Below are 26,349 nucleotides of genomic sequence, written 5' to 3'. Positions count from 1 at the left end.
GAGCGAGGGCAGTACTAGCGTTGCCGCGTCATCTAGCGGCGCTAGATTCCAGGAGGAGTCATCATGCTTGACGCACTTGAGGTCGCCACCACCGTGGTCGTCGGCCTGCTCGCAGGGGTGGAGTTTTCCGTCGCCTTCGTCGTCAACCCGATTCTCGACGCGCTCCCCAGTGACAGCAGCCAGCGTGGCAGAAGCCACGGAGGCCGCATGCTCGGTGTCGTCATGCCGTTCTGGTACATCGGCTCGCTGGCCCTGAGCGGGGTGTGGGCCGTCGGCGGGTGGCACCAAGACGGCGCGCGCCTCGTCGTCGTCGCCGGCGCGCTGCTGATCCTCAGCGTGGTCATGTCGCTCCTCCTGCTCGTCCCGATCAACAACCGGGGGAAGACGTGGACGACCGAGAGCCGGCCCGAGGACTGGAAGGAGCAGATGAGCCGCTGGGACCGTTTCCACTACGTCCGCGTAGCAGTCCTCATCGCCGCCTTCACGCTGCTGGTCACCGCCCTCGCCTGAATTCGCAGGCCACCACCATAAAACGGTCGACGTGATCCTCGGTGCTCGGCGCGCAGGGAGGCGGCTCAGTATCCTTTAGCGGGGCCGATCGAATCCGCTATTGGCCATGAAGACTGGGATTGGTGGTATTGCGTTGCTTCGGGTTGATCGACGTATTCGAGCAGATTTCCCACCCTTTTAGTGAGCGCGTCTCGAACCTGTTCGGGAGTGGCGAAGAAGAACTCTCGGCGTGGGTTTACCTGGTTCACGCGTCCGGCGGCGAACTCCTTGTGAAGTTCAGTCTCCAGGGTGACGGCATCCTCAGAGAAGTACAGGGCATGCACGTCGAAGGGGAACGGGACTGAAGCATCTCCAAGTTCTCGAACCCGGTCCATTGGGTCGAGTCTCCGTGTCATGCCGATCTTGACGACGTGACCACCAAACGTGCCGATGTTTGATATGACGTAGACGTAGCCCGCACGAATGTTCGCGGCCCGGTAGTCGTTATCGGCAATGGCTCGCTCGATGCCGGCGAGGCGTCGCTCAAGGTCTTCGTAATCGTCTGCCTTGCCCTGTCGACGCAATGCCTCTAGTGCGTTCAGATAGTGGGAGCGCTCCTTCTCGAGGCGTTCGCGCTCGGCGGCAAGTTCTTGTTCGGCCCGGCGTTCCTCACGGAGTCGCTCGCGTTCTTCGCGGGCTGCCTCACGCTCCTCCTGAATCTTCATCATGTGGTCGGAGACGAGTTCAATTTCTTCGATCCGCAACGCGTGGTACGTCTCAGACACCTTCAACCCCATCATGGTGCCGAGTTTGGCGATCGTATCGGCCGAGGTAGTGAGTCGTTTTACGGCGGATGAGGCTGTGCCCGCACGGAGAGAACGAACGCAATTGTCGGCCTCTGCGTTGTAGGCACGCAGCATAAGCCTGGAGAAATCGGATACCATCTTACGCCCCTGAGCTAGGGAGTTGTTGTAGGAGAATCGCTCCGAGGCTTCGATAGCTGCCTTGTCACGGACGGCGCCGCGGATGCGTTCGCGAAGGTCGGCAAGGCGTTCCTTATACGCGGCTGCGGTTTCGAGCGGATGATGGTACTCGTAGATGCCGACCTGCTGAAGGAGGACTGCATCGTTGAGTTCGACGAGTTCGTTGCGCAGGTCGGCAATCTGGGACCTGAGTTTCTTGTCCTCTTCGGCGCTGGCCCCTGCTCGGACTTGGTGATGAGCGGGTCGGTCGCGTTCATCGTCCAGTTGGTCGCGGAGTTGGTGCTCGCGCGTTCGCAGTTCCGCTATCTCGCTCCGTAGTCGGCTGATCTCTGCCTCTTGGGCTGAGTTGACGGGGCCTGCTTCATCGGTATCAGAGACAGGTCTGCCATGCGGGCTCGCAATTGGAATTGTGTTGTCGTCTTGCACTTCTGGGCCTTGCTCGACCTCGGCCTTAGGTGCACCCGTCTGTGCGGATTCTTCGTTGCTGTCATTGTCGGGGACCCAGAAACTCCAGCCGTTGGGCGCTGGAGGCCACGCCGGGTCCGGTTGCCAGTCAGAAGCCGGGGTCCACCCGACTGGAGCAGGTGGCCAGCCTGGAGGCGTATTGAATCTGAAGCCGATCATGGATGTATGGTCCCCTCTTCCTCCTAGCTGCCTGCAACCTCGACGTTGGCGATACTCCGCGGGGCGTTAGTGTGAACGCACGCCGAGCGTAGTGCTGATGGCGGTCAGGCCGCGCGGGTCCTTAGACAGAGCTGCCCCGAAATGCTTGAGGGTTTCAGCAGGGGTGACCCGGTACAGGTCAATGCCCTCAAAGTCTTCCCGCGCCACGGCAACGGCTAGGAGTGGGGTGAAGGTGTCAGTGCCAGTGGCGGGATCGATGTGATTGGTTCCAGCGGCCAGAGAGATGGTTTCGACATGACGGTTCCGGTCAGCTTCGAACACCTCGTGAAGGGTCCTCAAGGCCGTGTTGTGTAGCAGGCCGGCATACCGGTCCTTCTGCTCCTTCAGCGGCTGAGCTGATTCGGAAATTTCATCGCGGGCACGAACGTACTTGAACCCCCTGGTCGTGGGAATCTGGTCCGGACTAGGGAGCTCAAGGTCTATGCGTAGTTCACGGGCGGCTTCGTCGTATTCGTACTCATAGCCGATTTCTATGCCGTCCGGGTAGACGGAGTTGCCCAGGACGATCCCGATGTACTCGTCTACTGCATCGGCTCTCCCTCCCGCGAGGCCAATGATGAGCGCGTCAAGTTGGGCGTTGTCATCGTCAACTTGTTGTTGCCGCTGCGCACACTCCTCAGCGTAGGCGGCCTGGTCAATTGCCAGCAGTCGGGCTCTTTCGGCCTCCGCTTCGGAATGGGCAGCAAGTTGTTCGAGCTGCCTCCGAGGAGTGGCGGCAACCTCAGCCTGCCAGGCGGCGTGTGCGGCGGCGTGGGCCGCCTGGGCTTCCTCGATGGCAACTGCATGCTTCTTCTTCCGCCCGAACAACCCCGACGGGGCGTCAGGCTCGATGTAGACCGGCTCGGGCGGGGCAACGATCGTAGGAGGCTGCGGCCTCGGTTCCTGGTGCGCGGAGCGAAACGGCGTGTGATCGGCGTGCTTGCGTAGCTTTTCGAGGTCGACGTAGTCGTCAACGTCAAGGGTGAAAGTGAGGATGCTGTCGATGTCGGCGAGTTGGCCGGTGAGTTCAGCGTTGGCGGACGCGGCAATCGACTCCATGGCTTCGATGTGGAGACGCTTGGCTTCCTTCTCAGCTGCAGCTTGCGTCCTTGCATCGGCTCGAGCCGCGGCTTGCTGTGCCCGGACAGCCGCGGCCTTTGCACGTTCGGCTTCCTTCCGGGCGCGTTGCCGATCCCGTTCTGCGGCGGCCGTGGCGTGTTGCTTCTGCCGTTGAGCGACAGCTGCTTGGTGCTGAATCTCGGCAAGAAATCCGCGCTTGCGTCCCATCAGACGTGCTTCTCTCTACTCTGAGGTGTCCCTGACCAGGATTCTAGGGTGGTGACGGATAGCGCGTCCCGCATTAGACGCTCTGTGAGTCCGCAAAAGCGGTACCACGCGATCCAACGCTCCCGCTCAGTTCAACTGAGGCGGGCTCGCGGGGCGCGGCCACATCCGCGCAGCGTCGGGCGCTGCCTACATGCTCAGCCGAGGCCCGCGCGGCCGCACGCTCCACGACCTGCGGCAACGTTGGATCCTGCGCGGCGTTCCCCTCACGACCGTTCAGGCGTGGCTCGGGCACGGCTCGATCGAGATCACCGCTTGCTACCTGCACCACCTCGGCGACTCCGACGACCGCTCGGCGCTGCAACTGCTCAACGGCGTCTCGGCGCGACGTGCCCGACCGGCCCGTCCAGGGGCAGGGGTGATTCTGGGGTGATTTTCGGCCACCGCCTCGCGTGCGGAGCAGGCGAACGGTAAGGCCCCTGGTCCGCGTCGCCGCAGGCCAGGGGCCTCATGTCACCGAGTCGGGGTGGCGGGATTCGAACCCACGACCTCTTCGTCCCGAACGAAGCGCGCTACCAAGCTGCGCCACACCCCGGTGGAACCGGATCAGGATAGCCGAGGCCGGCCGCCGTCGTGAAACTGGCCGCGCCGGATGAGATGCACACCACGCCGGTACCCCATGACATCCGCGACCACGCGGTTGGTGGCCGACGGTGGACCCGGTCTAATCGGCCCGCGGGACGAGCGTGAGCAACGACGCCTCCGGCCGGCACGCGAAGCGCACCGGCGTGTACGGGCTCGTCCCGAGTCCTGCGGAGACGTGCAGCCACGTGGAGCTCGTGCCACCGTCGGTGTCCGGCCGCGGACCGGGCCAGCCGTGCAGACCCGACGCGCGCTCGCGGTCGAGGTCGCAGTTGGTCACCAGAGCGCCGTAGAAGGGGACGCAGAGCTGTCCGCCGTGGGTGTGCCCGGCGAGGACGAGCCCACAGCCGTCGGCGTGCATCTGGTCGAGAACCCTCGTGTAGGGCGCATGGCTCACCCCGATGTGCAGCGCCCGGGCGTCCGTCCCGTCCGGCTGTCCGTCGTGCCGTCGGGCGCTGTGCGCGGGCCCGGGCGGGGCCGGGAAGCGGTCCCGCTCCATGTGCGGGTCATCGACTCCCACCAGCGTGACCCGGGTGCCGCGCAGCCGGAGCTCGTCGCGCCGGTTGGTCAGGTCCTTCCAGCCCGCGCGACGGAAGGCGGCGGCAAGCTCGGGTGCCGGGAGGGGCCGGTGCTCGAGCGGCTTCGTCCGTGCGTCGGGGAGGAGGTAGCGCGCGGGGTTCTTGGGCCGCGGGGCGAAGTAGTCGTTCGACCCGAGCACGAACGCCCCGGGCCGGTCGAGCAACGGCGCGTACGCCTCGAGCACCGCCGGCACCGCGTCCGGGTGGGCCATGTTGTCCCCGGTGGTGATGACCAGGTCCGGGTCCACCCGTGCGAGATCACGGACCCAGGCGATCTTGTGGCGCTGGCTGGGGACGAGGTGCAGGTCGGACAGGTGCAGCACCCGCAGGGGCGCGGCGCCGGTCGGCAGCACCGGCACGGTGTACCGGCGCAGCGTGAACATCGACGCCTCGGCCAGGGCCCACCCGAACGCCGTGGCACCGGCGAGGACGGCGGCACCGAGGCCGGCGGCCGCACGCCGGGCAGCGACGGTGCTCAGTCGTCGCCCCCGCCGTCGTTGCCGTTGCCCCGGCCGTTGTTGCCGCCGCCGTTGCCGTTGCCGTTGCCGTTGCCGCCGCCGTTGTTGCCGTCGCCACCGTCATCGCCGCCGTCGTCGCCTCCGCCGTCGCCGCCGTCATCCTCCTCGTCGGGCGGCGGGGGCGGGGGCTCGGGCGGGCCGGAGCTCGGGATGATGGTGATTCGCGTGCCGGGGGAGACCTGGGCGCCGGACGCGGGCTGCGTGGCTGCCACCCCGCCTGCCTGCCAGGAGGACTCCACCGGCGAGCCGATCTGCACCTGGAAGCCGGCGCCGGCCAGGATCGACTGCGCGTCGGACACCGAGCGGCCGACGACGTTAGGCACGCGGACCCGCTCGCCGAAGAGCTGTCGGGGCGAGACCTGCGGGAACTGCTCGACCGGCTGGCCCTCCAGCGCCCGAGCGGTGTACTGCGAGAACACCTGCGCCGGGTAGAGGCCACCGAAGACCTCGCGGTGGAACTGGCCGTTGATGGTCGAGTTGAACATCGAGCGGTTGGACTCGACATGGCCCATCCAGATCGCCGTGGCGAGCTGCGGGGTGTAGCCGGCGAACCAGGCCGCGGAGTCGTCGTTCGCCGTACCGGTCTTGCCGGCGGCCGGACGGCCCGGCACCACTGCCCGGAACCCGGTCGAGGACGGCCGGGGCGAGACCACTTCCTGCAGCGCATGGTTGACGCCGTTGACGATTGCCGGCTCGAGCACCTGCGAGCACGTCGACTCCGGGGTGGCGACGACGTTGCCCGAGCGGTCGGTGATCTCCGTGATGGCCATCGGCTCGCAGGTGACGCCGCCCGCGGCCAGGGTGGCGAAGGCCGTCGCCTGGCTCAGCGGGGTCACGTTGTTGGTCCCGAGAACTGCCGACGGGTTCGGGATCAGCGGCTCGCCGGTGCCGGTCTTCAGACCCATGCTCTCGGCGTTGTCGATGATCGCGCACATGTCCATCTGGTTGGCCATCTCCGCGAAGGAGACGTTGACCGAGCGTCGGGTGCTCTCCAGCACCGTCATCCGGCCGCCGCCGATGCCCTCGAGGTTCTTCGGCGACCAGTCGTCGCGACGGGTCGGGTCGCAGGAGATGGTCCACGACTCTCGCGGGTACGTCTGGTTGGACGAGTCCACCCGGTCCATCAGCGAGTGCCCGGTCTCGAGCCACTCGATGAGCGTGAAGACCTTGAAGGACGAGCCCGACTGGTAGCCGGTGCCGCCACCGTGGCTCTGCCCGACGTTGAGGTTCAGCTTGAGCGCGCCGGGGTCCTCCTCGGTGGCGTTGCCGTAGTTGGTGTTCTGCACCATCGCCTGGATCTTGCCCGTGCCCGGCTCGACCGAGGACAGCGCCATGTTCACGTCGGAGGGGTCGTTGACCGGCACGTTCGCGACGACGGCGTCGTAGGCGGCCTGCTGCTTGGCCGGGTCGAGGGTCGTCTTGATGACCAGGCCGCCCCGGTAGAGGGCCTGACGGCGGTCGTCGGCGTCCTCGCCCCACGCGTCGGACTGGATCAGCTCGTCGACGACGTACTCGCAGAAGTAGGCCGAGATCCCTGCTGCCGCGCAGGTGCTCGACGACGGGGTGACGTTGAGCATGTCCTCGATCGGCAGGGCGACCGCCTCGTCGTACTCGGCCTCGGTGATGAAGCCCTGGGCGCGCATGGTCCTCAGCACGGTGTCGCGCCGCTTCTTGGCGTTCTCCGGGTTGCGGACCGGGTCGTGCCGGGCGGGGGACTGCGTGATGCCGGCCAGCATGGCCGACTCCGCGATGGTCAGGTCCGCGGCAGGCTTGCTGAAGTAGTACTGCGCCGCCGTCTCGACGCCGTACTGGGACGGGCCGAACTGCGCGATGTTCAGGTAGCCCTCGAGGATCTTCTCCTTGCCGACCTGCTGCTCGAGGCCGATCGACAGCCGCGCCTCCTCCAGCTTGCGGCCGATCGTCGGCGCGGTCGCCTCCCGGATCGCCTCTTCGTCGCCCGACACCCGGCCGGCCTCGATGAGCACGTTCTTGACGTACTGCTGGGTCAGGGTGGAGCCGCCCTCGGTCTGGCCGCCGGCGAGGTTGTTGACGAGGGCGCGCATGATGCCCTCGGGGTCGATGCCGTTGTGGTCGTAGAAGCGGCGGTCCTCGATCGCGACGACGGCGTTGCGCATGTGCGGCGAGACCTCGTCGAGACTGACGTTGATGCGGTTGTCGGCGTAGATGGTCGCCAGCTCGGAGCCATCCGCGGCGAGGATCACACTGCCCTGCGAGGGCTCGGCGATCGCCAGCTCGCTCGGCAGGTCCTCGAACAGGTCTGTCGTGGCCTGGCTGACGGTGCCGGCGGCGCCGACGGCGGGCATGACCAGGCCGGCGGTGAGCACGCCGCCGAGGCCCGCGACGAGCAGGAAGGCGAGCAGCATCACCAGCAGCTGCGCCGGCTTGACAGCACGGCCCGGCGCGGAAGAGGGAGACGACATGGGCTCCAGGGTACGTGGCGCACCTGGGAGAGTGCCCTGCGGCAGGCCGTGGAACCGCTCACGGACTGTTCGGCCCCCCTCGGAACGGTGCAGTTTCAGGTGATCAACGCTTCAAACATCGCGGTTTGGTCACGAACCTTTCCTGTTACGTGCGTCACATATAGCGTCGGCCCCAGACATCGCCGGTGACACGCCGGATGCGAGGTTCGAGGTCGGGAGGCCCGATGACTGTCAACGAGGACCAGACGTGGGCGCTGCGCGCCGCGTGCGCCGCTGCCGAGCCGGACGCGCTGTTCGTCCGCGGGGCGGCCCAGCGCCAGGTGCGCGAGCTCTGTTTCAGCTGTGAGGTCAGGATGGAGTGCTTGGCCGACGCACTGAGCTCCCAGACCAGCTTCGGGGTCTGGGGCGGGCTCACCGAGCGTGAGCGGCGGGCGTTGCTGCGCCGTTACCCGGAGGTCACGGACTGGGCGGCCTGGCTGCGTCGCGACGACGACGAGCTGGTGACCGAGCTCCGCGAGCAGCGCGCACCGCGGATCATCGCGCGTGCGCGCGCCGAACGCACCGCCTGACGAGCCTCGGGACGCTCACCCGCACCGCCAGACGAGCCCAGACACCGCCTGACGTGCCCGTGATGCTCACCCGCACCGCCTGACGAGCTCACGCATCGCCTGGCGAGCCCGGGCATGCTCACTCGGGCCGCTCGACGGTGGAGCGGAACGCGGCCCCCAGCCCTGCCGGCGCCTGGCCGGGCCGCGCTCGCGCAGCGGCTGCTGCTCGGGGGCCGCCCCTAGGATGTCGTCATGACGACATGGGAGTACGCCACCATTCCGCTGCTGATCCACAACACGAAGGCGATCCTCGACCAGTGGGGAGCCGACGGCTGGGAGCTCGTCCAGGTGGTGCCCGGCCCGGCCGGGTCCAACAACCTGGTCGCCTACCTAAAGCGTCCGCGGGGTGAGCAGTGAGCATCGCCGACCGACTGGCCGAGCTCGGCCTGACCCTGCCGCAGGTGGTCGCGCCCGTCGCCGCCTACGTCCCCGCCGTGCGTCACGGTGACGTCGTCCACACCGCCGGGCAGCTCCCCATGGTCGACGGCGCCCTCGCGCTGACCGGGAAGGTGGGCGACTCGCCCGGCTCGGTCACGCCCGAGCAGGCCAAGGACGCCGCGCGCACCTGTGCGCTCAACGCCCTCGCCGCCGTCGCCGATCAGATCGGCGACCTCGAGAAGGTCGAGCGGGTCGTCAAGGTGACCGGATTCGTCGCCTCCGAGCCGTCGTTCACCGGCCAGCCCGGCGTGATCAACGGCGCCTCGGAGCTCCTCGGTGAGATCTTCGGCGACGCCGGCCGGCACGCGCGCTCCGCCGTCGGGGTAGCCGTCCTCCCGCTGGACGCCCCCGTCGAGGTGGAGATCGTCGTCGCCGTCCGCTGACCGCACGACGAAAGCCCGTTCGACGGCCGACGACGGCACCGCCGAGCTGCAAGCAGCCAAGGTCGCTGAAGTGGTCGTAATAGCGACCACTTCAGCGACCTCACGACGGACGAAGGCGCCTCCTCCCGACCGCGAAGAGGCGCCTTCGTCCGTCCTACGGCAGGCTCAGCGCGCCCGGCGACGCAGCCGGTCGACGTCGAGCAGCAGCACGGCCCGGCCCTCGAGACGGATCCAGCCGCGGGATACGAACTCGGCCAGGGACTTGTTGACCGTCTCGCGGGAGGCGCCGACGAGCTGGGCGAGCTCCTCCTGGGTGAGGTCGTGCGGGACGTGCACGCCCTCGTCGGTCGTCTGGCCGAAGCGGTCGGCCAGGTCCAGCAGCGCCTTCGCCACACGCCCGGGGACGTCGGAGAACACGAGGTCGGCGAGGGACTCGTTGGTGCGGCGCAGCCGCTGGGCGAGCGCCTTGAGCATGTGCTTGGCGAGCTCCGGCCGCGACTCGAGGAACGTCATGAGCGCACCGTGCTCGAGCTGCAGCATCCGCGTGCCGGCCACCGCCGTCGCCGTCGTCGAGCGCGGGCCCGGGTCGAACAGGGTGAGCTCGCCGAGCAGCTCACCGGGCCCCAGGACGGCCAGCAGGTTCTCCCGGCCGTCCGACGCCGTGTGGCCGAGCTTCACCTTCCCGTCCAGCAGGATGTAGAGGCGGTCGCCGGGGTCCCCCTCGTTGAACAGCGTCTCCCCACGGCGCAGGGTGGTCTCGCTCATCAGGGAGCGCAGCTCGGCCTGGCCCTGCTCGTCCAGTGCGTCGAAGAGCGGCACGGTGCCGATCACGTTCTGTTCCACGGTGGATCCCATCTGCCGGCGGGCGGTACGCGGCTCGGGGCGCACCCGGCGCCCCGATCCGCCACCATCCTGCCACTCAACGTGATCCCGGGCACACGGTCGCTCGTGCGCGGCGCGCCGCTAGCCTGGGGTGATGACCGCAGCGCCACGCCGGCCCCGATCGAAGAAGGCCGCCCGCGAGCAGGCCCGAGCCGTCGACGAGCTGCTGACCGACGCCTGGCCCGACGCGCGCTGCGAGCTCGACTTCACCACCCCGCTCGAGCTGCTCGTGGCCACGGTGCTCTCCGCCCAGACCACCGATGTACGCGTCAACCAGGTGACGCCGACCCTCTTCCGCATGTATCCCGACGCCGCCGCCTACGCCGGCGCGCCGCGCGAGGAGCTCGAGGAGGTGCTGCGCCCGCTCGGGTTCTTCCGCGCCAAGGCGAGCTCGCTGCAGGGGATCGGCGCCGCCCTGCTCGAGCAGCACGACGGCGAGGTGCCCAGCACGCTCGAGGAGCTCGTCAAGCTGCCCGGCGTCGGGCGCAAGACCGCGAACGTGGTGCTCGGCAACGCCTTCGGCGTGCCGGGCATCACGGTGGACACCCACGTCGGTCGCCTGGCGCGGCGGCTCGGCTGGACGAAGGAGAAGGACCCGGGCAAGGTCGAGCACGCCATCGGCGAGCTGCTCCCGCCCGAGGAGTGGACGATGGCCTGCCACCGGCTGATCTTCCACGGCCGGCGCGTGTGCCACTCGCGCAAGCCGGCGTGTGGGGCGTGCGTGCTCGCGGGGCTGTGCCCCTCCTACGGGATCGGCGAGACGGACCCCGAGGCCGCTCGCGCGATGGTGACCGTTCCCTGACCGCAGCGCCCCGTCCGGCCGGTGGTCCCCTGACCGCAGCGTCCCGTCCGGCCGGTGGTCCCCTGACCGCAGCGCCCCGGACGGCCGCTCACGCCAGGCCGGCGAGGAAGTCCAGGAGCAGCTCGGTGACCTGGTCGGGCGCCTCCTCGGGCAGGAAGTGACCGGCGTCGTCGACGACCGACCGGTGCAGCGGCCCGGTGACGAAGTCCGCGTCCTTGGCGAAGGTACGGGCCGGCAGGAGCGGGTCCCGGCCGCCCCGGACGGTCAGCACGGGCACGGTGATCGGCGCGGAGACCGTCTCGAGGAAACGGCGTCCGTCCGCGCGCGGCGTCGAGCGGACGAGCCAGCGGAAGTGCTCCATGGTGGCGTGCGCCGCGAACGGCAGACCCATCGCCTCGGTGTACAGGCCCGACTGGGAGGTGGCGCCGTCGTTGCCGGGGGCCGACCACGCTCGGAGCAGCCGCTCGACGAGGTCGCCGCGGACGATGGCGTGCTCGGGGAACCAGGGCACCTGGAAGTGGAGCAGCCTGCCCAGCGCGCGCAGCGGGACGCGGTTGCGGGCACGGTGGAGCGGCAGCGGGTGCGGGTTGGCGAGCACGGCCACGGCGCGGGTGAGATCGGGCGCCACGTGCGGCATGGACCAGGCGACCGTGCCACCGAAGCCGTGCCCGACCACGACTGCGTCCCGCGCGCCCAGGGAACGGACGACACCGGCCACGTCGCGGGCGAACACCGAGGTCTCGTGCCGGTCCGGGGGCTTGTCCGATCCCGCGAAGCCACGCAGGTCCATGGCGACGACGGGGTGACCCGCACCGGCGAGCGCGGGGATCTGGTGGCGCCACGCCCACCAGAACTGGGGGAAGGCGTGCAGCAGGACCACCAGCGGTCGGTCCGTGCGGAGGGTGCCGGCGGTGACGACGTGGAACTGGGCGCCGTTGGCTGCGACGTCCCGGTGCTCCCAGGGACCGGGGACCAGCACGCAGCTCGAGTCGGCGACCACGGTCGGCAGGCTACCGGTCGCCTCACCTGCCGGAGCACCACGCGCCGAGCGACGCCGTCAGACGAGCGCCAGGACCGCCATGTACGTGGCAGTGCCGGCGATGATGCTGAGCATGGCGTTGCGACGCCACAGGTGCAGGCCGGCGGTGACGGCCACACCGGCGATCTCCGGCAGCCCGTGCGGTGCGGCGGTGAGGTCCACGGTCGAGAGCGTGTACACGACGAGGATCGCCATGACGCCCAGCGGCATCGTGCGCGACAGGTGGTCGACGAGCTCGGAGTCGCGCACCTTCCGCAGCGCCACGAACGGCGCCAGACGCAGCGCGTAGGTGACGGCGCCGATGACCAGCAGCGTCAGGAGGATCTGCAGCGGGCTAGGCACGCGTGTCTCCGCCCGTCTCGTCCGGGGATTCGCCGGAGGGGGCGTCGCCGGATCTGGCTCCGCCGGATCGTGCACCGCCGGATCGGATCCCGCCGGATGGGGCGCCGCCTGATGGGGTCCCGCCGGATGGGGCCGCGCCGTCGTCAGCCCCGCCGAGGTGGCCGGGGCGACGGCGCCGGCTCACGACCACCCGGGCGGCGAGCACCACGACGAAGCCGGTCAGCGCGAGCACGAGCATGCCGCCCGGGGCGGCCGCCAGCGCCAGTCCCGCGCACGCGAGGGCGATCAGGAGGGTGGGCAGGTCCGGTGCGGCCCGGTAGGCGTCGATCGTCAGGACCACGAAGAGCGCGGTCAGGGCGAAGCCGAGGCCCTCGACGTCGAGTCCGAGGCCCGCCCCGAGCAGCGCGCCGGCGGTGGAGCCGGTCACCCAGTACAGCTGGCACAGGATCTGGGTAGCCAGCACCCTGGTGCCGGTCAGGCCCTGCCGCGGTTTGGTGGCGAGCAGGGCGTAGGCCTCGTCCGTCAGCGCGTGCACGCCGTACAGGCGCCCGAGGCCGGAGCGGATGACGCGCAGCGGGAAGCTCAGCCCGTAGAACACGTGCCGGAAGTTGACGAAGAACGTGGTTGCGGCGACCTGGGCCAGACCCGCACCGCCGGTGACGAGACCGATCGCGAGGAACTCCATCGACCCGGCGTAGATGAGCACCGAGAACACCGGTGCCCACCACCACGCCAGCCCGCTGTTGACGAGCAGGACGCCGAACGCGGCGCCGAGCGGGAGATAGCCCATGCCGGCGCCGAGGGTGTCCCTGACCGCGAGGCCGATCTCCCGACGGCGGTAGGCGCGCAGGTCCACCGCACCCCGCTCGGCGGGCTCGGGCGAGGCGGACATGGACCCAGACTAGGTCGCGGCGCACCCGCCGGTGCGCCGCGACCGGGCGGCGGCTACTTGCCCATGCCCTGGCTGATCTTGTCCATCACGGAGGAGTCGGCCAGGGTCGTGACGTCGCCGGCCTCGCGGCCCTCGGCGATGTCACGCAGCAGGCGGCGCATGATCTTGCCGGACCGGGTCTTGGGCAGCTCGGCGACGACGAGGATGGACCGTGGCTTCGCGATCGGCCCGATCTCCTTCGCCACGTGCGCGCGCAGCTCGGCGACGACGTCCTCGCCCTCGCCGATCTCGTCGACCCGCTCCAGAGCGTCCGAGCGCAGGATCACGAATGCCACGACGGCCTGGCCGGTGGTGTCGTCCTTGGCGCCCACCACGGCGGCCTCGGCCACGATCGGGTGGGAGACGAGGGCGGACTCGATCTCCGTCGTCGACAGACGGTGGCCGGAGACGTTCATGACGTCGTCGACCCGGCCGAGGAGCCAGATGTCGCCGTCCTCGTCCTTCTTGGCGCCGTCGCCGGCGAAGTACTTGCCCTCGAAGCGCGACCAGTAGGTCTCCGCGAACCGCTGCGGGTCGCCCCAGATGCCGCGGAGCATCGCCGGCCACGGCTCCGTCAGGACCAGGTAGCCGCCGTCGCCGTCGGGCACCGAGCGCCCGGCCTCGTCGAAGACGTCGGCGGAGATGCCCGGCAGCGGGGTCTGCGCGGAACCGGGCTTGGCGGCCGTCACGCCGGGCAGCGGCGAGATCATGATGGCGCCCGTCTCGGTCTGCCACCACGTGTCCACCACCGGGGTCGTGCCGGCGCCGATGGTCTCGCGGTACCAGATCCAGGCCTCGGGGTTGATGGGCTCGCCCACGGAGCCGAGGACCCGCAGCGAGGACAGGTCGTGGCGGGCGGGGAACTCCGCACCCCACTTCATGCACGTGCGGATCGCCGTCGGGGCGGTGTAGAGGATGGAGACCTTGTACTTCTCGACGATCTCCCACCACCGGTCCTTGTCCGGGGTGTCCGGGGTGCCCTCGTAGATGACCTGGGTGGCACCGTTGATGAGCGGCCCGTACGTGACGTAGGAGTGGCCGGTCACCCAGCCGATGTCCGCCGTGCACCAGTACACGTCGGTCTCGGGCTTGAGGTCGAACACGTACTTGTGGGTGAAGGCGCACTGGGTCAGGTAACCGCCGGTGGTGTGCAGGATGCCCTTGGGCTTCCCGGTGGTGCCGGAGGTGTAGAGGATGAACAGCGGGTGCTCGGCGTCCACCGGCACCGGCGTGTGCTCGGGCGAGGCCTCCGCGAGGGCGTCGGCCCACTTCTTGTCCCGGCCCTCGGTCCATGCCACGTCCTGGCCGGTCCGCTCGACGACGAGCACGTGCTCGACCGGGGTGCCCTTGGCGATCGCGTCGTCGACGGCGGGCTTGAGGGCGCTGGGCTTGCCGCGGCGGTAGCCGCCGTCGGCCGTGATGACCACCCGGGCCTCGGCGTCGTTGATGCGGCTGTGCAGCGCCTCGGCGGAGAAGCCGCCGAAGATCACCGAGTGCGGGGCGCCGATCCGGGCGCAGGCGAGCATGGCGATGACGGCCTCGGGGATCATGGGCAGGTAGATCGCCACCCGGTCGCCGGTCTTGACGCCGAGCGCCTCCAGCGCGTTGGCGGCGCGGGAGACCTGCTCCTTGAGGTCGGCGTAGGTGAGCGTGCGGGTGTCGCCCGGCTCGCCCTCGAAGTGGAGCGCGACCCGGTCGCCGAGCCCTGCGTCCACGTGCCGGTCGACGGCGTTGTAGGCGGCGTTCAGCTCACCGTCACCGAACCAGCGGGCCACCGGTGCGCCGGAGAAGTCCACGACCTCGGTGAAGTCCTTGGACCAGGTGAGCAGGTCGCGGGCCTGCTCGGCCCAGAATCCCTCGCGGTCGGCCTTGGCGCGGTCGTACATCTCCGCGGTGGCGTTCGCCTGCGCGGCGAACTCCTCGCTGGGCGGGAAGGCCCGCGTCTCGTGGAGGAGGTTCTCCAGGCCGCTCTCCGGCGTGGTGCTGGCGGGGTCGTGCTGGGACATCGATGTCCTCCGTGGAGTGGTTCGCTTCCGGACCGCAGCCACGGCGGCGTGCCGTGGCTCACAGGGCTGTCCGCATCAAGATATCGAAGTCGGGCACGAGCGCCAGAATCGGTCCCGTGACCGCGCCGCGTCGGTCAGGCGCGAGGGGTGCCGTGGCGCCCCGCACGCTCCTCGCGTCGTGCACGGGCCTCGCGAGAGCGCTCCTCCGAGCGGCCCAGGCGGCGGGCGCCGTGCGAGACGACACCGACCAGGATCAGCGCCAGGCCGTACAGGGCGATGCGTCCGGCCGGACCGTCCGCGGTGAGGTGGTGGGCGACGTTGCCGCCGAGGTCGTTGAAGCCGCGCAGCCACTCAAGCGCCGGCTCGAGGACCTCCCGGGTCAGACCCGGCACGACGACGAAGGCCAGGCCTGCGAGGAGCACGACGACGCCCGTGACGATGGCGCCGACGGACGACCAGCGCGCCAGCAAGAGCACCGCGGCGACGACCACCAGGGCGGCGACCAGCTCGATCAGGGCGGCAGGGTTGAGGTCGCCCGTCTCCCACGGCGAGTCCTCACCGAGCGTCAGCCGGGCTCCGGCGTCGGCCACGAGGTACCAGGCGATCGGGACCAGGAGGATCGAGAGGACCAGCGCCAGCACGTGGGCGCCGGCCCTCGACCGGGGCGCCGCCTGGGTGGCGCCGTCGAGGAGCACGTCGGTGGTGGGCTCGGGCTGGTCGCGCCAGCGCTCCCGCAGCGCGGCGTCGTCGCCGGCACGGTCGGGCGTGACGGCGGAGCTCCCCCTGGAGGGGCTGAGCCGGCGGGTCTCCGCCGCGCCGGTCGACGGGGCGTCCGCCACGCCGGTCGACGGGGCGGCGGCCGCGTCGTCGCCGTGCAGCCCGAGGAAGCCCCTCCGGCGCACGGCAGTGGTCTCGGTCTCGGACTCCGCGTCTGTGCGGGCGGGGGCGTCGGAGCCAGGGGAGACGTCGGCCCGCGCCGGGGCGGCCTGGCCGGCCGTGGCGTCGCCGGTCGTGGCGTCGTGGTCGATCCGACCGGCGCTCGCCGGGCCGGTGGGCTCGCTGCCGGGTGTCTCGGACTCGGCGCGGTGGTCGGGACTGGGGGTGCTCACGGGGCCTCCTGGATAGGTCGTTCCCACGCTACCGAGCACCGGTGGGGGCGACCACGGGGGCGCGCCGCGCGCAGCACTCCCGCTCCTGCGTCGGTTCGATGCCCCGCCAGAGGCGGATCCCCGCCCCTGCGTGGGTTCCAACGCCCGCCGCGGGCGAATCTGCCCGCGCCTACCCGTCGACTGGTCACCTGGCCGTCAGTGCCAGGTCCACCCGTTCGTACCGCCGACCGGCGCGCCTGGCCCAGTGGGCCGCCGCACCGCCGATCGCAAGGGTCAGGCCGAGCAGGAGCAGCGTGCCGGTGACCGTCAGGAGCGGCCCGCCGGTCAGCCGGAACAGCGTCTCCACCACGGGCGCGAGCACCTCGGGCGAGCCCGGCCGGGTGAACCACAGCGCCGCCATGGCGGGCGCGACGAGCAGCCCCCAGCCGGCCACCTGCGGCCCGAGGGAGGAGACCGCCCCCACCAGCGCGGCGGCCGCGAGGAGCACCGACGCGCCGACCAGCACCGGCACGGTCCAGCCCGGACCGCCGGCCCCCGCGTCGCGGGCCAGCACCAAGAGCGCGACGACGGTGGCGACCAGAGCCAGCACCGTGCCGAGGACGTGCGCCCACCGGCGGGAGCCCGGCGGCACCGGTGCCTCACCGACCTGAGTGCCGCGGGTCTGACGTGCCTCGACCCGCTCCTGCCGGCGACCGGCCCGGCGGGCCAGATGCACCGCCATGCCGCCGGCCACCATCGTGACCCCGAGCACCGCGACCGGCGCGAAGTACAGCGGACCGGTCAGCGCGACGCCGAGAGTCGCGGGGACACCGGACGTCGCGTCGGTCAGAGCAGGTCCGACCGCGTCGCGGCCGAGATGTCCGGCGACGCCCCAGACGAGCCCGCCGACCACCAGGGCGAGGCTCGATCCCAGGGCAGCGACCGCGGCGAGGCCGGCGAGCACCGCCACGCCGAGCAGCAGGTAGGCGAGCCCCAGGAGTCCCGCACCGCCGGTGAGCTCGGACCAGCCGAGCGCCACGAGGACCAGGAACACGGGCGGGAGCAGCAGCCCCGCGACGATGCCGACGACGTGCCCTGCCCTTCGCGAGCGCGGCGGCACGGGCGGGTAGGTGCTGCCGTAGGACCGGTTCGGGTCGGCCGCCTGAGGTGGTTCGTCCTGGTTGCTCAACGGTCCTCCGTTCCGCCATCGGCAGCCTATCGCCGCAGGCCCCGGCCCTGCCCCTGGTACCGGCGGCTCGCCCGAGGCGCTGTCGGCACGCGGGCTATCACCTGCGCGCGGAGGACGGGAGGGCGTGGTCACGGTGACGCGCGCCCGTCCACAGCGGTGGCGGCGTCGTACCCGTCCACACCCTGTCGGCGCGGCGGGTCCGGTCCGCGCCAAGGTCGGGAGCGACGTCGGGACGACGGCGACAGGGTTGGGAGCGACGTCGGGACGACGGCGACTGGGTCGGGATCGACGTCGGGACGCCGGCGACGCCGGGCCGGCCGGAGCAGCGGCGCGACGTCCCGACGACAGCAGGAGGACGTCTCGACGACAGCAGGACGACGTCTCGACGGCACGAGGACGTCCCGACGACGGAGGAGAAAGGACCGGGATGGGAACGAGCACGCGAATGGCGGAGGTGGTGCTGCGCACCGGCGACGGTGTGCTCGCCGACCAGGTCCGCCGACTCACCGACCTCGCCGGGATCGCTCTCGTGGTCGTGCCCGAGGACCGGGTGCTTCCAGCGGCCGCGGTGACCCTCGACGCCGGCCCCACGGGCGACCTGGCCGTCCGGGTGGATCCGGTGCGGGTGCAGCCGGCCGCGGTGACGGACGCCGTCCCCACGTCCGTGCGGCTGCCTGCAGACGATGCGACGCTGCTGGACGTCCTGGTCATGGCCGGGACGCCGCACCGCGCCCGGACGGTCGGGGTGGTGGGTGCGCACGGTGGGGCGGGTGCCTCCGTGCTGGCAGCTGGTCTGGCCCGCGCGTGCGTCGGCGCCGGAGCGGCGACGGCTCTGGTGGACCTCGACCCGGCAGGCGGCGGCCTCGACGTCCTGCTGGGGCTCGAGCACGACCCCGGCAGGCGCTGGGCCGACGTGCACGGCGAGCGCGGCGCCCTGCTTCCCGAGCAGCTCGCCCTGGCGCTGCCCACCTGGCACCTCGTGCGGGTGCTGTCCGGGGACCGGCGCGGCGGGGCCCAGGCGGAAGACCTCGTCGTCCGCTCTGCCGTGCGCGCCCTGGGCCAGGGGCACGACGTCGTCGTGCTGGATCTCCCGCGTCAGGTCCTGGCGCCCGGGCCCGCGCAGGAGCTGTGGCTGGGCTGGTGCGCCGACCTCGTCCTTCTCACCTGCGGTGGCGTGCGCGGCGGGGCCGCCGCCCAGGCCGTCGGCGGGCTCGCCGGCACCGCGGTCCCCGTCGACCGGGTCCACCTCGTGGTGCGCGAGCGGGGCCAGGACGCCGAGGACATCGCCGCCGCGGCCGGGCTGGCTCTGACGGCCAGGATGCGTGACGAGCGGGCACTGCCCGCCGGCATCGAGCACGGCGTCACGCCCGGCGACCAGCGGCGCGGGGGCGTCATGACGACTGCGCGCGCCCTGGTCGAGAAGCTGGGTCTCGACCCGTGAGCGCCCCAGCGCAGGTGGCGCGCGTGCGGACCGCGCTGGCGCGTGGTGCGAGCCTGACCGGGGCCCTCGGTGACGCCGACACCGGCGTCGGCGCCGCCGGCCTGCTGCGGCTCGACACCGAGGTGCGCGCCCAGCTCCGTGGCGGCGGCCCGGTCCTCCAGCCGCTGCTCGAGGACCCACTGGTCACCGACGTCCTCGTCAACGGCACCGACGGCGTCTGGGTGGACCGCGGTGCCGGCCTCGAGAGGGTCGACGTCACGGACGCGACATTCGACGACGCCGCGGCGGTCCGTTCGCTGGCCGCCCGGCTCGCCGCCGCGTGCGGGCAGCGCCTCGACGACGCCAGCCCCGTGGTGGACGGCTCGCTGCCGGACGGCACCCGGCTGCACGCCGTCCTGCCGCCGCTCTCGGCCACCGGCACGCTAATCTCGTTGCGCACCCATCGCACCCGGGTGCTCACCCTCGACCAGCTCGTCGCCTGCGGCACCGTGCCGGGCGCCCTCGCGCCTGTCCTGGGTGCGCTGGTCGACCGTCGTGCCAACGTGCTGGTCTCCGGCGCCACCGGTTCCGGCAAGACCACCCTGCTCGCGGCGCTGCTGTCCCTGGTGGGGCACGGGGAGCGGATCGTGTGCATCGAGGAGTCCGCCGAGCTGCGTCCGACGCACCCCCATGTGGTTCACCTGCAGGTGCGCCGCGCCAACGTCCAGCAGGTGGGGGAGGTGCCGCTCAGCGACCTCGTCCGGGCGGCCATGCGGATGCGGCCCGACCGCATCGTGCTGGGCGAGTGCCGGGGGCCGGAGGTCCGCGACGTCCTCGGCGCGCTCAACACCGGGCACGACGGCGGCTGGGCCACCGTGCACGCGAACACCTCGGCCGACGTGCCCGCCAGGCTGGTGGCACTCGGCGCCCTGGCCGGCCTGGCGGAGGCCACCATGACCGCTCAGGCCGTCAGCGCGCTCGACGCCGTACTCCACCTGCGCCGGGCCGAGACCGGGCTGCGGCGCCTCGTGGAGGTCGGCGTGCTGGACCGGCGCGGCCCCGAGCTCGTCTGCGAGACCGCGCTGTCGGTCGGCACCGACGGCGCTGTCCGCCACGGTGCCGGCTGGCCGCGGCTCGCCGCCCGGCTCGGCCTCTCCGAGGGCGCGCGGCCTGGTCCGTCCGACGGCGCCCGGCTCGGCCTTTCCGAGGGTGCGCGGCCTGGTCCGTCCGACGGCGCCCGGCTCCGTCCGTCCGAGGGTGTGCGGCCTGGCCCCTCCGACGGCGCCCGGCTCGGCCTTTCCGAGAGCGTGCGGCCTGGCCCGTCCGACGGCGCCCGATTCCGTCCGTCCGAGGGCGTGGCCGGTCCGGCTCCCGGGGCCGGCGAGGCAGTCGGCGATCGCGGCTCAGCCGCACAGTTGCCCGGCGATGCCGAGCCGGCCGCGCAGCCGCGGCCCGCGGTGTTCGTCGCCGGCGGTCGCGGCCGGCACGCTGCCGGCCTGGCGACGTGACCGTCGCGCTCGCCGTCGGGGGGCTGCTCGCCCTCGCGGTCGCGCTGCTGGTACCGGCTCGCCGGCCACCCGGGACGACGCCTCCCACCCGTCACCTCGGCGCGGTCCCCGACCGCCGGCTGGTCCGGCGCAGGCGCGGTGGGCGTGGGCACCGGCCGGCGGAGCCGGACCTCGGCGTCGTCGTCACCGAGGTGGCCACCCGTCTGCGTGCGGGCGCCGACGTCGAGAGTGCCTGGCGCGAGACCTTCGCCCGTATCGGTATCACCAGCGGCCGGGACGGTCCCGACGACGACGGGGTCCCCGGGCCGCTCGCCGAGCTGGCCCGGCGCCAGGTCGAGCTGGAGGGGGTGCCTCGGATGCTCCGGCGCCTCGTCCGTCGTCCGGGCGTCGGCGTCACCACGGCCGGTGCACTGCCGGGCGCACTTGCCGCCTGCCGCCTCACCCACGAGCTCGGTGCTCCGCTGGCGCAGGTCCTCGAGCGCTGTGCCCACGGGCTGACCGAGGCAGGCAACGCCCGTGCGGCGCGGTCGGTCGCCCTTGCCGGGCCACGCTCGACGGCGCGGCTGCTCGGGTGGTTGCCGCTGCTCGGGCTCGTCCTCGGGGCGGCTGTGGGCGCGGACCCGGTCGCCGTGCTCCTGGGCGGGGGGCTCGGCAGCGTCTGCCTCGTGGGCGGCGTCGCCCTCATGGTGCTCGGCCGGCGGTGGGTCGCCACGCTCGAGCGTGCGGCGACCGCTGCCGGCGAATCCTTCCGGTCGGCCCGCCGGACCGGACCCGCCGCAGCCGAGCCTGGCCGAGACTCCCGTCGGAGAGCGAGGCAATGATGGTGGCGGTACTGCTCGTTCTGGCAGTGCTTGCCGCTCTGCCCTGGGCGCTGGCCGACCGGCAGGCGCGCACCGTGCGACCATGTCGGCGGGTCCGGCGTCCTGCTCCCGTGAACGGTGACGTCGACGTCGCGGTCCTGCTCGACCTTGCCGACGCGGCACTCGGGGCCGGCGCGGCGGTCCCCGGCACGCTGCAGGCGCTCGGCCGGGCCGTCAGCGGTCCGGATCCGGCAGCCCCGGGGGCGGCGCTGCGGCAGGCGGGCAGTGCGCTGCTCCTGGGCGCTCCCTGGGAGGAGGCCTGGGCGGGGGCGCCGCGCCACCTCGCCCCGCTGGCGGACGCCCTCGAACCTGCCTGGCTCGACGGGGCCGCGCCTGGGCCCCTGCTCCGGCAGGCCGCCGGATCTGTCCGGGCGACCCGTCACCGGCAGGCCCAGGAGGCTGCGGCGCGGCTGGGTGTGCGGCTCGTGCTGCCGCTCGGGCTGTGCTTCCTCCCGGCGTTCGTCCTGCTCGGTCTGGTCCCGGTGGTGATCGCCGCGGGCGGCGGGATCCTCGGTGGCTGACGGCTCCACAACCGGTGCTGCTGCCGTCGCCTCCACAGCGTCGCGCCGGTCCGGCGCGCTGCGGTCCCGTCCGGCCGCAGGCTCGGTCACGACGACCGGCGACCCGTCGGTCGTGAACCGGGAAGGCGCCCCGGAAGGGGCAGACGGAAGGAGAGCACGATGAGGACAGTTCGACACCGCTGGGGACGGGCCCGGGTGGCGCTCGGCCGGCGGATCAACGGGCTCCGTGCCGACGGCGAGGCCGGCATGGCCACCGCCGAGTACGCCATCGGCACAGTGGCGGCCGCGTCGCTCGCGAGCATCCTGCTCTGGATCCTCAAGAGCGACTGGGTCCGTGAGCTCATCGCGGACCTCATCCGCAAGGCGCTCGGTCTGGGATGAGCCGGAGACCACGCCCGTGGGTGGGCGGCGGCTCGCGCCTCCGCCTGCCCCCGGGCGACCGGGAGGGCGGCGGGGTGACCGCCGAGCTCGCCATCGTGCTGCCGGGGGTGGTCCTCCTGCTCGTCGCCCTGCTGACGGCCGCGAGCGCTGCGCTCACCCAGGTGCGGGTCGCGGACGCGGCGCGGGCCGGTGCTCGGGCGGCCGCCCTCGGCGAGAGCTCCGCCGTCGTCTCGGACGTCGCGCAGGAGCTCGCCGGGGCCGGTGCCGAGGTCGTCGTCGGCGACGACGGCCGCTACGTCGTCGTCGAGGTCTCCACCGAGCTGGACGGTCCCCTCGGGCTCGCCGACCTGCGGGCCCGCGCGAGCGCCCGCGCCGTGCCGGAGCCCGGGGAGTGAGCGTGTCCAGGCATCGTCTGGTCGACGGCGGTCATCGCCGGGCCGACGGCGGTCATCGTCGGGCCGACGGCGGTCATCGTCGGGCCGACGGCGGTCAGCGTCGGGTCGACGGCGGTCCGGCCGGCCCTGGCCGTGGCCGTCGCCGTGACCCGACCGTCAGCGGTAGCTGTGAGGACGGCTCGAGCGGTCAGCCGGTCGCCGGCGATCACGGTGACCGCGGTGCGAGACAGGTCGGCATCGGCGGCGCGCGCGAGCGTGGCTCCGGCACCGTGCTGGGACTCGCGCTGGTGGCCGTGCTGCTTGTGCTCACGCTCACCGTCGTCGGTGTGGCCCGTGCCGTGCACGCGCGCGGCACCGCCCAGACCGCCGCCGACCTCGGGGCGCTCGCCGCCGCCACCGCCCTGCACCGGGTGGGCGGTCCGGCAGGTGACCCGTGCGCCGTCGCCGGGGAGGTGGTGGTGGCCAACGAGGCCGAGCTCGTCGGTTGCACTGTCACCGGCGACGAGGTGCGGGTGACCACGCGCGTGCCGATCATTGGTGCGACGGGCGAACTGCTTCTCGCCCGGGCGACGGCGCGGGCCGGACCCGCGGAGAACTGGTGAGCAAGCCGCTCCTCAGCCGGCGTGCAGGGCGGCACTCGCTCGGTCAGCCGGTGCGTATGGCGGCACTCGCTCGGTCAGCCGGTGCGCATGGCGGCACTCGCTCGGTCAGCCGGTGCGCATGGCGGCACTCGCTCGGTCAGCCGGCGTGCACGGCGGCACTCGCTCGGTCGGCCGGTGCGCAGCGCAGCAGGAGGCGCAGCAGCCGCACGGCACCGGACTTGTCGAGCGGGGAGTTGCCGTTGCCGCACTTGGGGGACTGCACGCAGCTCGGGCACCCGTCGGCGCACCCGCAGGCCGTGATCGCCTCCAGGGTCGCGCGCAGCCACTTGGTCGCCGCGCGGTAGCCGCGCTCCGCGAAGCCGGCGCCACCCGGGTAGCCGTCGTGCACGAAGACGGTGGGCTGCCCCGTCTGCGGGTGGACCGCCGTCGAGAGCCCACCGATGTCCCACCGGTCGCAGGTCGCCAGCAGGGGCAGCAGGCCGATCGAGGCGTGCTCCGCGGCGTGCAACGACCCCGGCAGGGCATCCTTGCCGACCCCGGCCGCCTCGCACGCCTCGGCCGACAGCGTCCACCACACCGCGGTGGTCGGCAGCACCCGCTCCGGCAGCTCGAGCGGGTACGAGCCGATGATGTCCATGCCGGGCAGCCGGCGTTTGTCGTAGCCGGTGACCTGGCTGGTGACCTCGACGTCGCCGAAGGCCCAGGTCACATTCGTGCCCTCGGACTCCCACCGCTCCTGCTTGCGGGTGCCGAGGATCCGGACGCTCGACGACGAACGGGCCTTGGTCCGGTGGCCGAGCTCGTCGTCCTCGTGGACGAGCGCGACGTCGTCGTCCAGGGCGTCGACGACGAACGTGCGCCCCTGGTGGATGTACACGGCGCCCGGATGGACGGTGGCGTCCGCGCGCGCGCCGTCGACGGTGCCGAGCACCGTCCCGGTGCCGGTCTCGACCACCTGCACGGGCTGGACGCCCCCGCCGCGCAGGTCGGTGAGGTCCTGCGGGCGCTCGGTCCGTGCGAAGTTCCAGAACCAGCCGCCCGGGCGGGCGCGCAGCAGGCCGCGGCGACCGAGCTCGACCAGCAGCGAGTCGTCGGGCAGGCCGAAGCGGGGCAGGTCGTCAGGGGTGAGCGGGGTCTCGGCGGCGGCCGCGCACAGGTGCGGGGCGAGCACGTACGGGTTGGCCGGGTCGAAGGTGGTCGCCTCCACGCCCGCGCCGAAGATCGCCTCCGGATGGTGGACGAGGAACCCGTCGAGCGGGTCCTCGCTCGCCACGAGCACCGCCACGCCCTCGGCGCCGGCCCGGCCGGCGCGACCGGCCTGCTGCCACATCGAGACCCGTGTGCCCGGCCAGCCGGCGATCACGACGGCGTCGAGGCCGGCAACGTCGACGCCGAGCTCGAGCGCGTTGGTGGTGGCCAGCGCCAGCAGCTCGCCCGAGCGAAGGGCCCGCTCCAGCTCACGGCGCTCCTCGGGCAGGTACCCGCCGCGGTAGGCCGCCACGCGGGCCGCCAGGTCGGTGTCGACCTCGCGCAGGTGCCGACGGGTCTGCTCGGCGATGACCTCGGCCCCGTAGCGCGACCGGACGAAGACCAGGGTCCGCGCCCCGGCGGCGACCAGGTCGGCGAGCAGGTCCGACGCCTCCGCGGTCGCGCTGCGCCGGGGACCGTCCTCGAGCACCTCCTGGTCCGGGCCCTCGGCGCCGAGGTCCACACCCTCGCCGGGCCACGCGGCGGCCCAGCCGGGGGAGAGGGCGGGCTGCCAGAGCGCGATGGTCCGCCGTCCGGCCGGGGCGGTGTCCTCGGTGACCGCGACGACCTCCTCCTCGGGCACCCCGACGAGGCGTGCCGCCGTGAGCGCGGGCTCGGCCGTGGTGGCGGAGGCGGCAACGACCGTGGGTGTCGCGCCGTAGTGCTCCGCGACGCGCAGCAGCCGGCGCAGCACCAGGGCGACGTGCGCGCCGAGGACCCCGCGGTAGGCGTGGCACTCGTCGACGACGACGTAGCGCAGGCCGCGCAGCAGCCGCTGCCAGCGGCGGTGGGAGGGCAGCATCGAGAAGTGCAGGAAGTCGGGGTTCGACAGGACGACGTCGGCGTGGTCGCGGGCCCAGTCGCGCTCGGTCAGGGGGGTGTCGCCGTCGCAGGTGGTGACCCGGACGCCGCGAAGCTGGGCGGCGGCGAGCAGCCGGTCGAGCCCGGCGAGCTGGTCGGCGGCGAGCGCCTTGGTGGGGGAGAGGTACAGGGTGGTGGGCCGGCGGTTGTAGGTGCCGATGCTGCCGGCGGCAGGGCTGGCCGCCTGGGCGGCCCCCGCGCGCACCGCCGAGAGGACCGGCAGCCAGGCGGCCAGCGACTTGCCCGACCCGGTTCCGGTCGCGATGACCGTGTGCCGGCCCGACCAGGCCGCCTCGGCGGCGGTGACCTGGTGGACCCACGGCTGCTCGACGCCCGAGCGGCGGTAGCCGGTGATGAGGTCCGGGTCGGCCCAGGGGGGCCATTCGGCGGTCTGCCCGGGGCGTGCGGGCAGCTGCTCCAGGTGGACCAGGCGGCCGTCGCGCGCGCCGGTGGCGCGCAGCAGCTCGACGAGGTCCGGGCGGGGCATGTCCCCAGTGTGCGCCACGTGAGAGGCCTCGCAGGACGAGTGGTGACGGTGCCTGGCGGCTCGTTTCCGACGTCGTGCATCCAGACCTCGTGGCGGCGCCCGGAGCCGCCCGGAGCGCCGGGATGTCCGGACCGTCACCGGCGATGGGGAGAACTCCCCGGCCCAAGTGGTTCCGGTGCCGGTCGGGGCGTGGAACTATCGGCTCACCGACGGTCCCGGGAGGGGGGAACGGATGGCTCTGAGCGTCTGCCCGCATCGTGTGGGCGGCTTTCCCGTCATCTCGGTGGCCGGGGAGCTCGACGTCACGAACGCCGATCAGCTCGGCGACGCCGTGGAACGGGCCCTCGACGACCTGCCCAGCACGCTCGTCGTCGACCTCGGCGACGTGACGTTCATCGACTCGGCCGGGGTGCATGCCGTCGTCCGGCCCAGGACGATGATGGTGACTCTCCGCACGCGCCTGCACGTGGTCGCCGACGCTGACCAGGTCCGCGAGACCTTTGCGCTCATGGGCCTCGCCGACACCGTGCCGCTGCACCGCACGCTCGACGGGGCGCTGCGGTGCGCCGCTGGCAGGCATCCCGAACCTGCCTGACCGCCCCGTCTCACCTGACCGCCCCGTCTCACCTGGCCGCCCGGAACCAGCTTTGGCCGCCCACCTCGTACCTCACCACCGGTCGCTCCGCCCGACCGGCCAGGTCGCTCCGCCCGGCCAGGTCGCTCCGCCGAACCGGCCAGGTCGCCCGAGCTGCTAGCGACC

General features: G+C 72.3%; 26 protein-coding genes and 1 tRNA gene. 14 read left to right on the top strand and 13 right to left on the bottom strand.

Translation table 11 applies throughout. The features are described 5' to 3' along the window. Nucleotides 1-63: 63 nt before the first annotated feature. Nucleotides 64-510, top strand: coding sequence for a DUF1772 domain-containing protein (locus GD748_RS02765; RefSeq protein WP_152193656.1), 447 nt, complete (start codon nt 64-66; stop codon nt 508-510). Between the two features lie 65 nt (nt 511-575). Here GD748_RS02765 and GD748_RS02760 read toward each other — a convergent pair whose 3' ends face one another. Further along, nucleotides 576-2,096, bottom strand: coding sequence for a DUF4041 domain-containing protein (locus tag GD748_RS02760; RefSeq protein ID WP_152193655.1), 1,521 nt, complete (start codon nt 2,094-2,096; stop codon nt 576-578). Between the two features lie 66 nt (nt 2,097-2,162). After that, a complete protein-coding gene (locus GD748_RS02755) occupies nt 2,163-3,422 on the bottom strand; it encodes a hypothetical protein (RefSeq protein WP_152193654.1) in 1,260 nt (419 codons plus the stop codon). A gap of 190 nt (nt 3,423-3,612) precedes the next feature. On the opposite strand from GD748_RS02755, the gene GD748_RS02750 reads away from it, so the two are divergent. Beyond that, nucleotides 3,613-3,852, top strand: coding sequence for a hypothetical protein (locus GD748_RS02750; protein WP_152193653.1), 240 nt, complete (start codon nt 3,613-3,615; stop codon nt 3,850-3,852). An 88-nt stretch (nt 3,853-3,940) separates the two neighbouring features. On the opposite strand, the gene GD748_RS02745 is transcribed toward GD748_RS02750, so the two are convergent. The 3 genes from GD748_RS02745 to GD748_RS02735 form a co-directional block, all read right to left on the bottom strand. Further along, a tRNA-Pro gene (locus GD748_RS02745) sits at nt 3,941-4,014 on the bottom strand. Between the two features lie 129 nt (nt 4,015-4,143). Further along, nucleotides 4,144-5,022 (bottom strand): metallophosphoesterase, encoded by an 879-nt coding sequence (locus GD748_RS02740; protein ID WP_152193652.1) that lies wholly within the window; start codon nt 5,020-5,022, stop codon nt 4,144-4,146. 92 nt (nt 5,023-5,114) lie between these two features. Continuing rightward, entirely contained in the window at nt 5,115-7,598 is a 2,484-nt protein-coding gene (locus GD748_RS02735; RefSeq protein WP_226920682.1) for a penicillin-binding protein, read from the bottom strand. 224 nt (nt 7,599-7,822) lie between these two features. Between GD748_RS02735 and GD748_RS02730 the strand changes: the two genes are divergently transcribed. From GD748_RS02730 to GD748_RS02720, 3 genes are all read left to right on the top strand, one after another. Continuing rightward, nucleotides 7,823-8,167, top strand: a complete 345-nt coding sequence (locus GD748_RS02730; RefSeq protein WP_152193651.1) for a WhiB family transcriptional regulator — start codon at nt 7,823-7,825, stop codon at nt 8,165-8,167. Nucleotides 8,168-8,398: 231 nt separating this feature from the next. Next, nucleotides 8,399-8,563: a DUF4177 domain-containing protein gene (locus tag GD748_RS02725; RefSeq protein WP_152193650.1), complete on the top strand. Its 165-nt coding sequence runs from the start codon at nt 8,399-8,401 to the stop codon at nt 8,561-8,563. Then, nucleotides 8,560-9,027 (top strand): RidA family protein, encoded by a 468-nt coding sequence (locus tag GD748_RS02720; RefSeq protein WP_152193649.1) that lies wholly within the window; start codon nt 8,560-8,562, stop codon nt 9,025-9,027. The genes GD748_RS02725 and GD748_RS02720 overlap by 4 nt, the downstream gene beginning before the upstream one ends. A gap of 165 nt (nt 9,028-9,192) precedes the next feature. Here the strand turns inward: GD748_RS02720 and GD748_RS02715 are convergent, their stop codons facing one another. Next, nucleotides 9,193-9,882 (bottom strand): Crp/Fnr family transcriptional regulator, encoded by a 690-nt coding sequence (locus tag GD748_RS02715; RefSeq protein ID WP_152193648.1) that lies wholly within the window; start codon nt 9,880-9,882, stop codon nt 9,193-9,195. 121 nt (nt 9,883-10,003) lie between these two features. Here GD748_RS02715 and nth point away from each other — a divergent pair, with 121 nt between their 5' ends. Next, entirely contained in the window at nt 10,004-10,711 is a 708-nt protein-coding gene (gene nth / locus GD748_RS02710; protein WP_152193647.1) for an endonuclease III, read from the top strand. A gap of 88 nt (nt 10,712-10,799) precedes the next feature. On the opposite strand, the gene GD748_RS02705 is transcribed toward nth, so the two are convergent. The 6 genes from GD748_RS02705 to GD748_RS02680 form a co-directional block, all read right to left on the bottom strand. Beyond that, entirely contained in the window at nt 10,800-11,711 is a 912-nt protein-coding gene (locus tag GD748_RS02705; RefSeq protein WP_152193646.1) for an alpha/beta fold hydrolase, read from the bottom strand. Nucleotides 11,712-11,768: 57 nt separating this feature from the next. Beyond that, the gene (locus tag GD748_RS02700) at nt 11,769-12,092 is read right to left on the bottom strand and encodes a branched-chain amino acid transporter permease (protein WP_152193645.1); all 324 of its coding nucleotides are present in this window, start codon (nt 12,090-12,092) and stop codon (nt 11,769-11,771) included. Further along, on the bottom strand, nt 12,085-12,984 hold the full coding sequence (locus GD748_RS02695) for an AzlC family ABC transporter permease (protein WP_226920680.1): 900 nt from the start codon (nt 12,982-12,984) through the stop codon (nt 12,085-12,087). The genes GD748_RS02700 and GD748_RS02695 overlap by 8 nt, the downstream gene beginning before the upstream one ends. 53 nt (nt 12,985-13,037) lie before the next feature. After that, the gene (acs, locus tag GD748_RS02690; protein ID WP_152193644.1) at nt 13,038-15,029 is read right to left on the bottom strand and encodes an acetate--CoA ligase; all 1,992 of its coding nucleotides are present in this window, start codon (nt 15,027-15,029) and stop codon (nt 13,038-13,040) included. 134 nt (nt 15,030-15,163) lie between these two features. Beyond that, a complete protein-coding gene (locus GD748_RS02685) occupies nt 15,164-16,138 on the bottom strand; it encodes a hypothetical protein (RefSeq protein WP_152193643.1) in 975 nt (324 codons plus the stop codon). Nucleotides 16,139-16,322: 184 nt separating this feature from the next. Then, on the bottom strand, nt 16,323-17,306 hold the full coding sequence (locus tag GD748_RS02680; protein WP_152193642.1) for a hypothetical protein: 984 nt from the start codon (nt 17,304-17,306) through the stop codon (nt 16,323-16,325). A gap of 427 nt (nt 17,307-17,733) precedes the next feature. Here GD748_RS02680 and ssd point away from each other — a divergent pair, with 427 nt between their 5' ends. From ssd to GD748_RS19765, 7 genes are all read left to right on the top strand, one after another. After that, entirely contained in the window at nt 17,734-18,747 is a 1,014-nt protein-coding gene (gene ssd, locus GD748_RS02675; RefSeq protein ID WP_152193641.1) for a septum site-determining protein Ssd, read from the top strand. Further along, entirely contained in the window at nt 18,744-20,234 is a 1,491-nt protein-coding gene (locus GD748_RS02670) for a TadA family conjugal transfer-associated ATPase (RefSeq protein ID WP_319593293.1), read from the top strand. Before ssd ends, GD748_RS02670 begins: the two co-directional genes overlap by 4 nt. Beyond that, nucleotides 20,231-21,055 (top strand): type II secretion protein F, encoded by an 825-nt coding sequence (locus GD748_RS02665; RefSeq protein WP_152193640.1) that lies wholly within the window; start codon nt 20,231-20,233, stop codon nt 21,053-21,055. The genes GD748_RS02670 and GD748_RS02665 overlap by 4 nt, the downstream gene beginning before the upstream one ends. Before the next feature lie 110 nt (nt 21,056-21,165). After that, entirely contained in the window at nt 21,166-21,615 is a 450-nt protein-coding gene (locus tag GD748_RS02660) for a type II secretion system F family protein (RefSeq protein ID WP_226920678.1), read from the top strand. Nucleotides 21,616-21,774: 159 nt separating this feature from the next. Continuing rightward, nucleotides 21,775-21,996 carry a DUF4244 domain-containing protein gene (locus GD748_RS02655; protein ID WP_152193639.1) on the top strand — a complete coding sequence of 74 codons (222 nt, stop codon included), beginning with the start codon at nt 21,775-21,777 and terminating at the stop codon, nt 21,994-21,996. Next, entirely contained in the window at nt 21,993-22,391 is a 399-nt protein-coding gene (locus GD748_RS02650) for a TadE family type IV pilus minor pilin (protein ID WP_152193638.1), read from the top strand. Before GD748_RS02655 ends, GD748_RS02650 begins: the two co-directional genes overlap by 4 nt. 2 nt (nt 22,392-22,393) lie before the next feature. Beyond that, nucleotides 22,394-22,993 carry an Rv3654c family TadE-like protein gene (locus GD748_RS19765; protein WP_226920676.1) on the top strand — a complete coding sequence of 200 codons (600 nt, stop codon included), beginning with the start codon at nt 22,394-22,396 and terminating at the stop codon, nt 22,991-22,993. A gap of 136 nt (nt 22,994-23,129) precedes the next feature. Here the strand turns inward: GD748_RS19765 and GD748_RS02640 are convergent, their stop codons facing one another. Next, a complete protein-coding gene (locus GD748_RS02640; RefSeq protein WP_152193637.1) occupies nt 23,130-25,589 on the bottom strand; it encodes a DEAD/DEAH box helicase in 2,460 nt (819 codons plus the stop codon). A gap of 232 nt (nt 25,590-25,821) precedes the next feature. Here GD748_RS02640 and GD748_RS02635 point away from each other — a divergent pair, with 232 nt between their 5' ends. After that, nucleotides 25,822-26,184, top strand: a complete 363-nt coding sequence (locus GD748_RS02635) for an STAS domain-containing protein (RefSeq protein ID WP_152193636.1) — start codon at nt 25,822-25,824, stop codon at nt 26,182-26,184. Nucleotides 26,185-26,349 lie beyond the last annotated feature (165 nt).

Source organism: Georgenia subflava (assembly GCF_009193155.1).
Classification (GTDB): domain Bacteria; phylum Actinomycetota; class Actinomycetes; order Actinomycetales; family Actinomycetaceae; genus Georgenia; species Georgenia subflava.
Note: the sequence above shows the minus strand (reverse complement) of the source record. Positions and strands in the feature narration are given on the sequence as shown.

Coding starts and splice junctions, on each gene's coding strand:
- GD748_RS02650 (WP_152193638.1), top strand. CDS start 21,993: ATGAGCCGGAGACCACGCCCGTGGGTGGGCGGCGGCTCGCGCCTCCGC.
- GD748_RS02750 (WP_152193653.1), top strand. CDS start 3,613: ATGCTCAGCCGAGGCCCGCGCGGCCGCACGCTCCACGACCTGCGGCAA.
- GD748_RS02760 (WP_152193655.1), bottom strand. CDS start 2,096: ATGATCGGCTTCAGATTCAATACGCCTCCAGGCTGGCCACCTGCTCCA.
- GD748_RS02715 (WP_152193648.1), bottom strand. CDS start 9,882: ATGGGATCCACCGTGGAACAGAACGTGATCGGCACCGTGCCGCTCTTC.
- ssd (WP_152193641.1), top strand. CDS start 17,734: ATGGGAACGAGCACGCGAATGGCGGAGGTGGTGCTGCGCACCGGCGAC.
- GD748_RS02635 (WP_152193636.1), top strand. CDS start 25,822: ATGGCTCTGAGCGTCTGCCCGCATCGTGTGGGCGGCTTTCCCGTCATC.
- GD748_RS02640 (WP_152193637.1), bottom strand. CDS start 25,589: ATGCCCCGCCCGGACCTCGTCGAGCTGCTGCGCGCCACCGGCGCGCGC.
- GD748_RS02765 (WP_152193656.1), top strand. CDS start 64: ATGCTTGACGCACTTGAGGTCGCCACCACCGTGGTCGTCGGCCTGCTC.
- GD748_RS02740 (WP_152193652.1), bottom strand. CDS start 5,022: ATGTTCACGCTGCGCCGGTACACCGTGCCGGTGCTGCCGACCGGCGCC.
- GD748_RS02735 (WP_226920682.1), bottom strand. CDS start 7,598: ATGTCGTCTCCCTCTTCCGCGCCGGGCCGTGCTGTCAAGCCGGCGCAG.
- acs (WP_152193644.1), bottom strand. CDS start 15,029: ATGTCCCAGCACGACCCCGCCAGCACCACGCCGGAGAGCGGCCTGGAG.
- GD748_RS02730 (WP_152193651.1), top strand. CDS start 7,823: ATGACTGTCAACGAGGACCAGACGTGGGCGCTGCGCGCCGCGTGCGCC.
- GD748_RS02695 (WP_226920680.1), bottom strand. CDS start 12,984: ATGTCCGCCTCGCCCGAGCCCGCCGAGCGGGGTGCGGTGGACCTGCGC.
- GD748_RS02655 (WP_152193639.1), top strand. CDS start 21,775: ATGAGGACAGTTCGACACCGCTGGGGACGGGCCCGGGTGGCGCTCGGC.
- GD748_RS02755 (WP_152193654.1), bottom strand. CDS start 3,422: ATGGGACGCAAGCGCGGATTTCTTGCCGAGATTCAGCACCAAGCAGCT.
- nth (WP_152193647.1), top strand. CDS start 10,004: ATGACCGCAGCGCCACGCCGGCCCCGATCGAAGAAGGCCGCCCGCGAG.
- GD748_RS02725 (WP_152193650.1), top strand. CDS start 8,399: ATGACGACATGGGAGTACGCCACCATTCCGCTGCTGATCCACAACACG.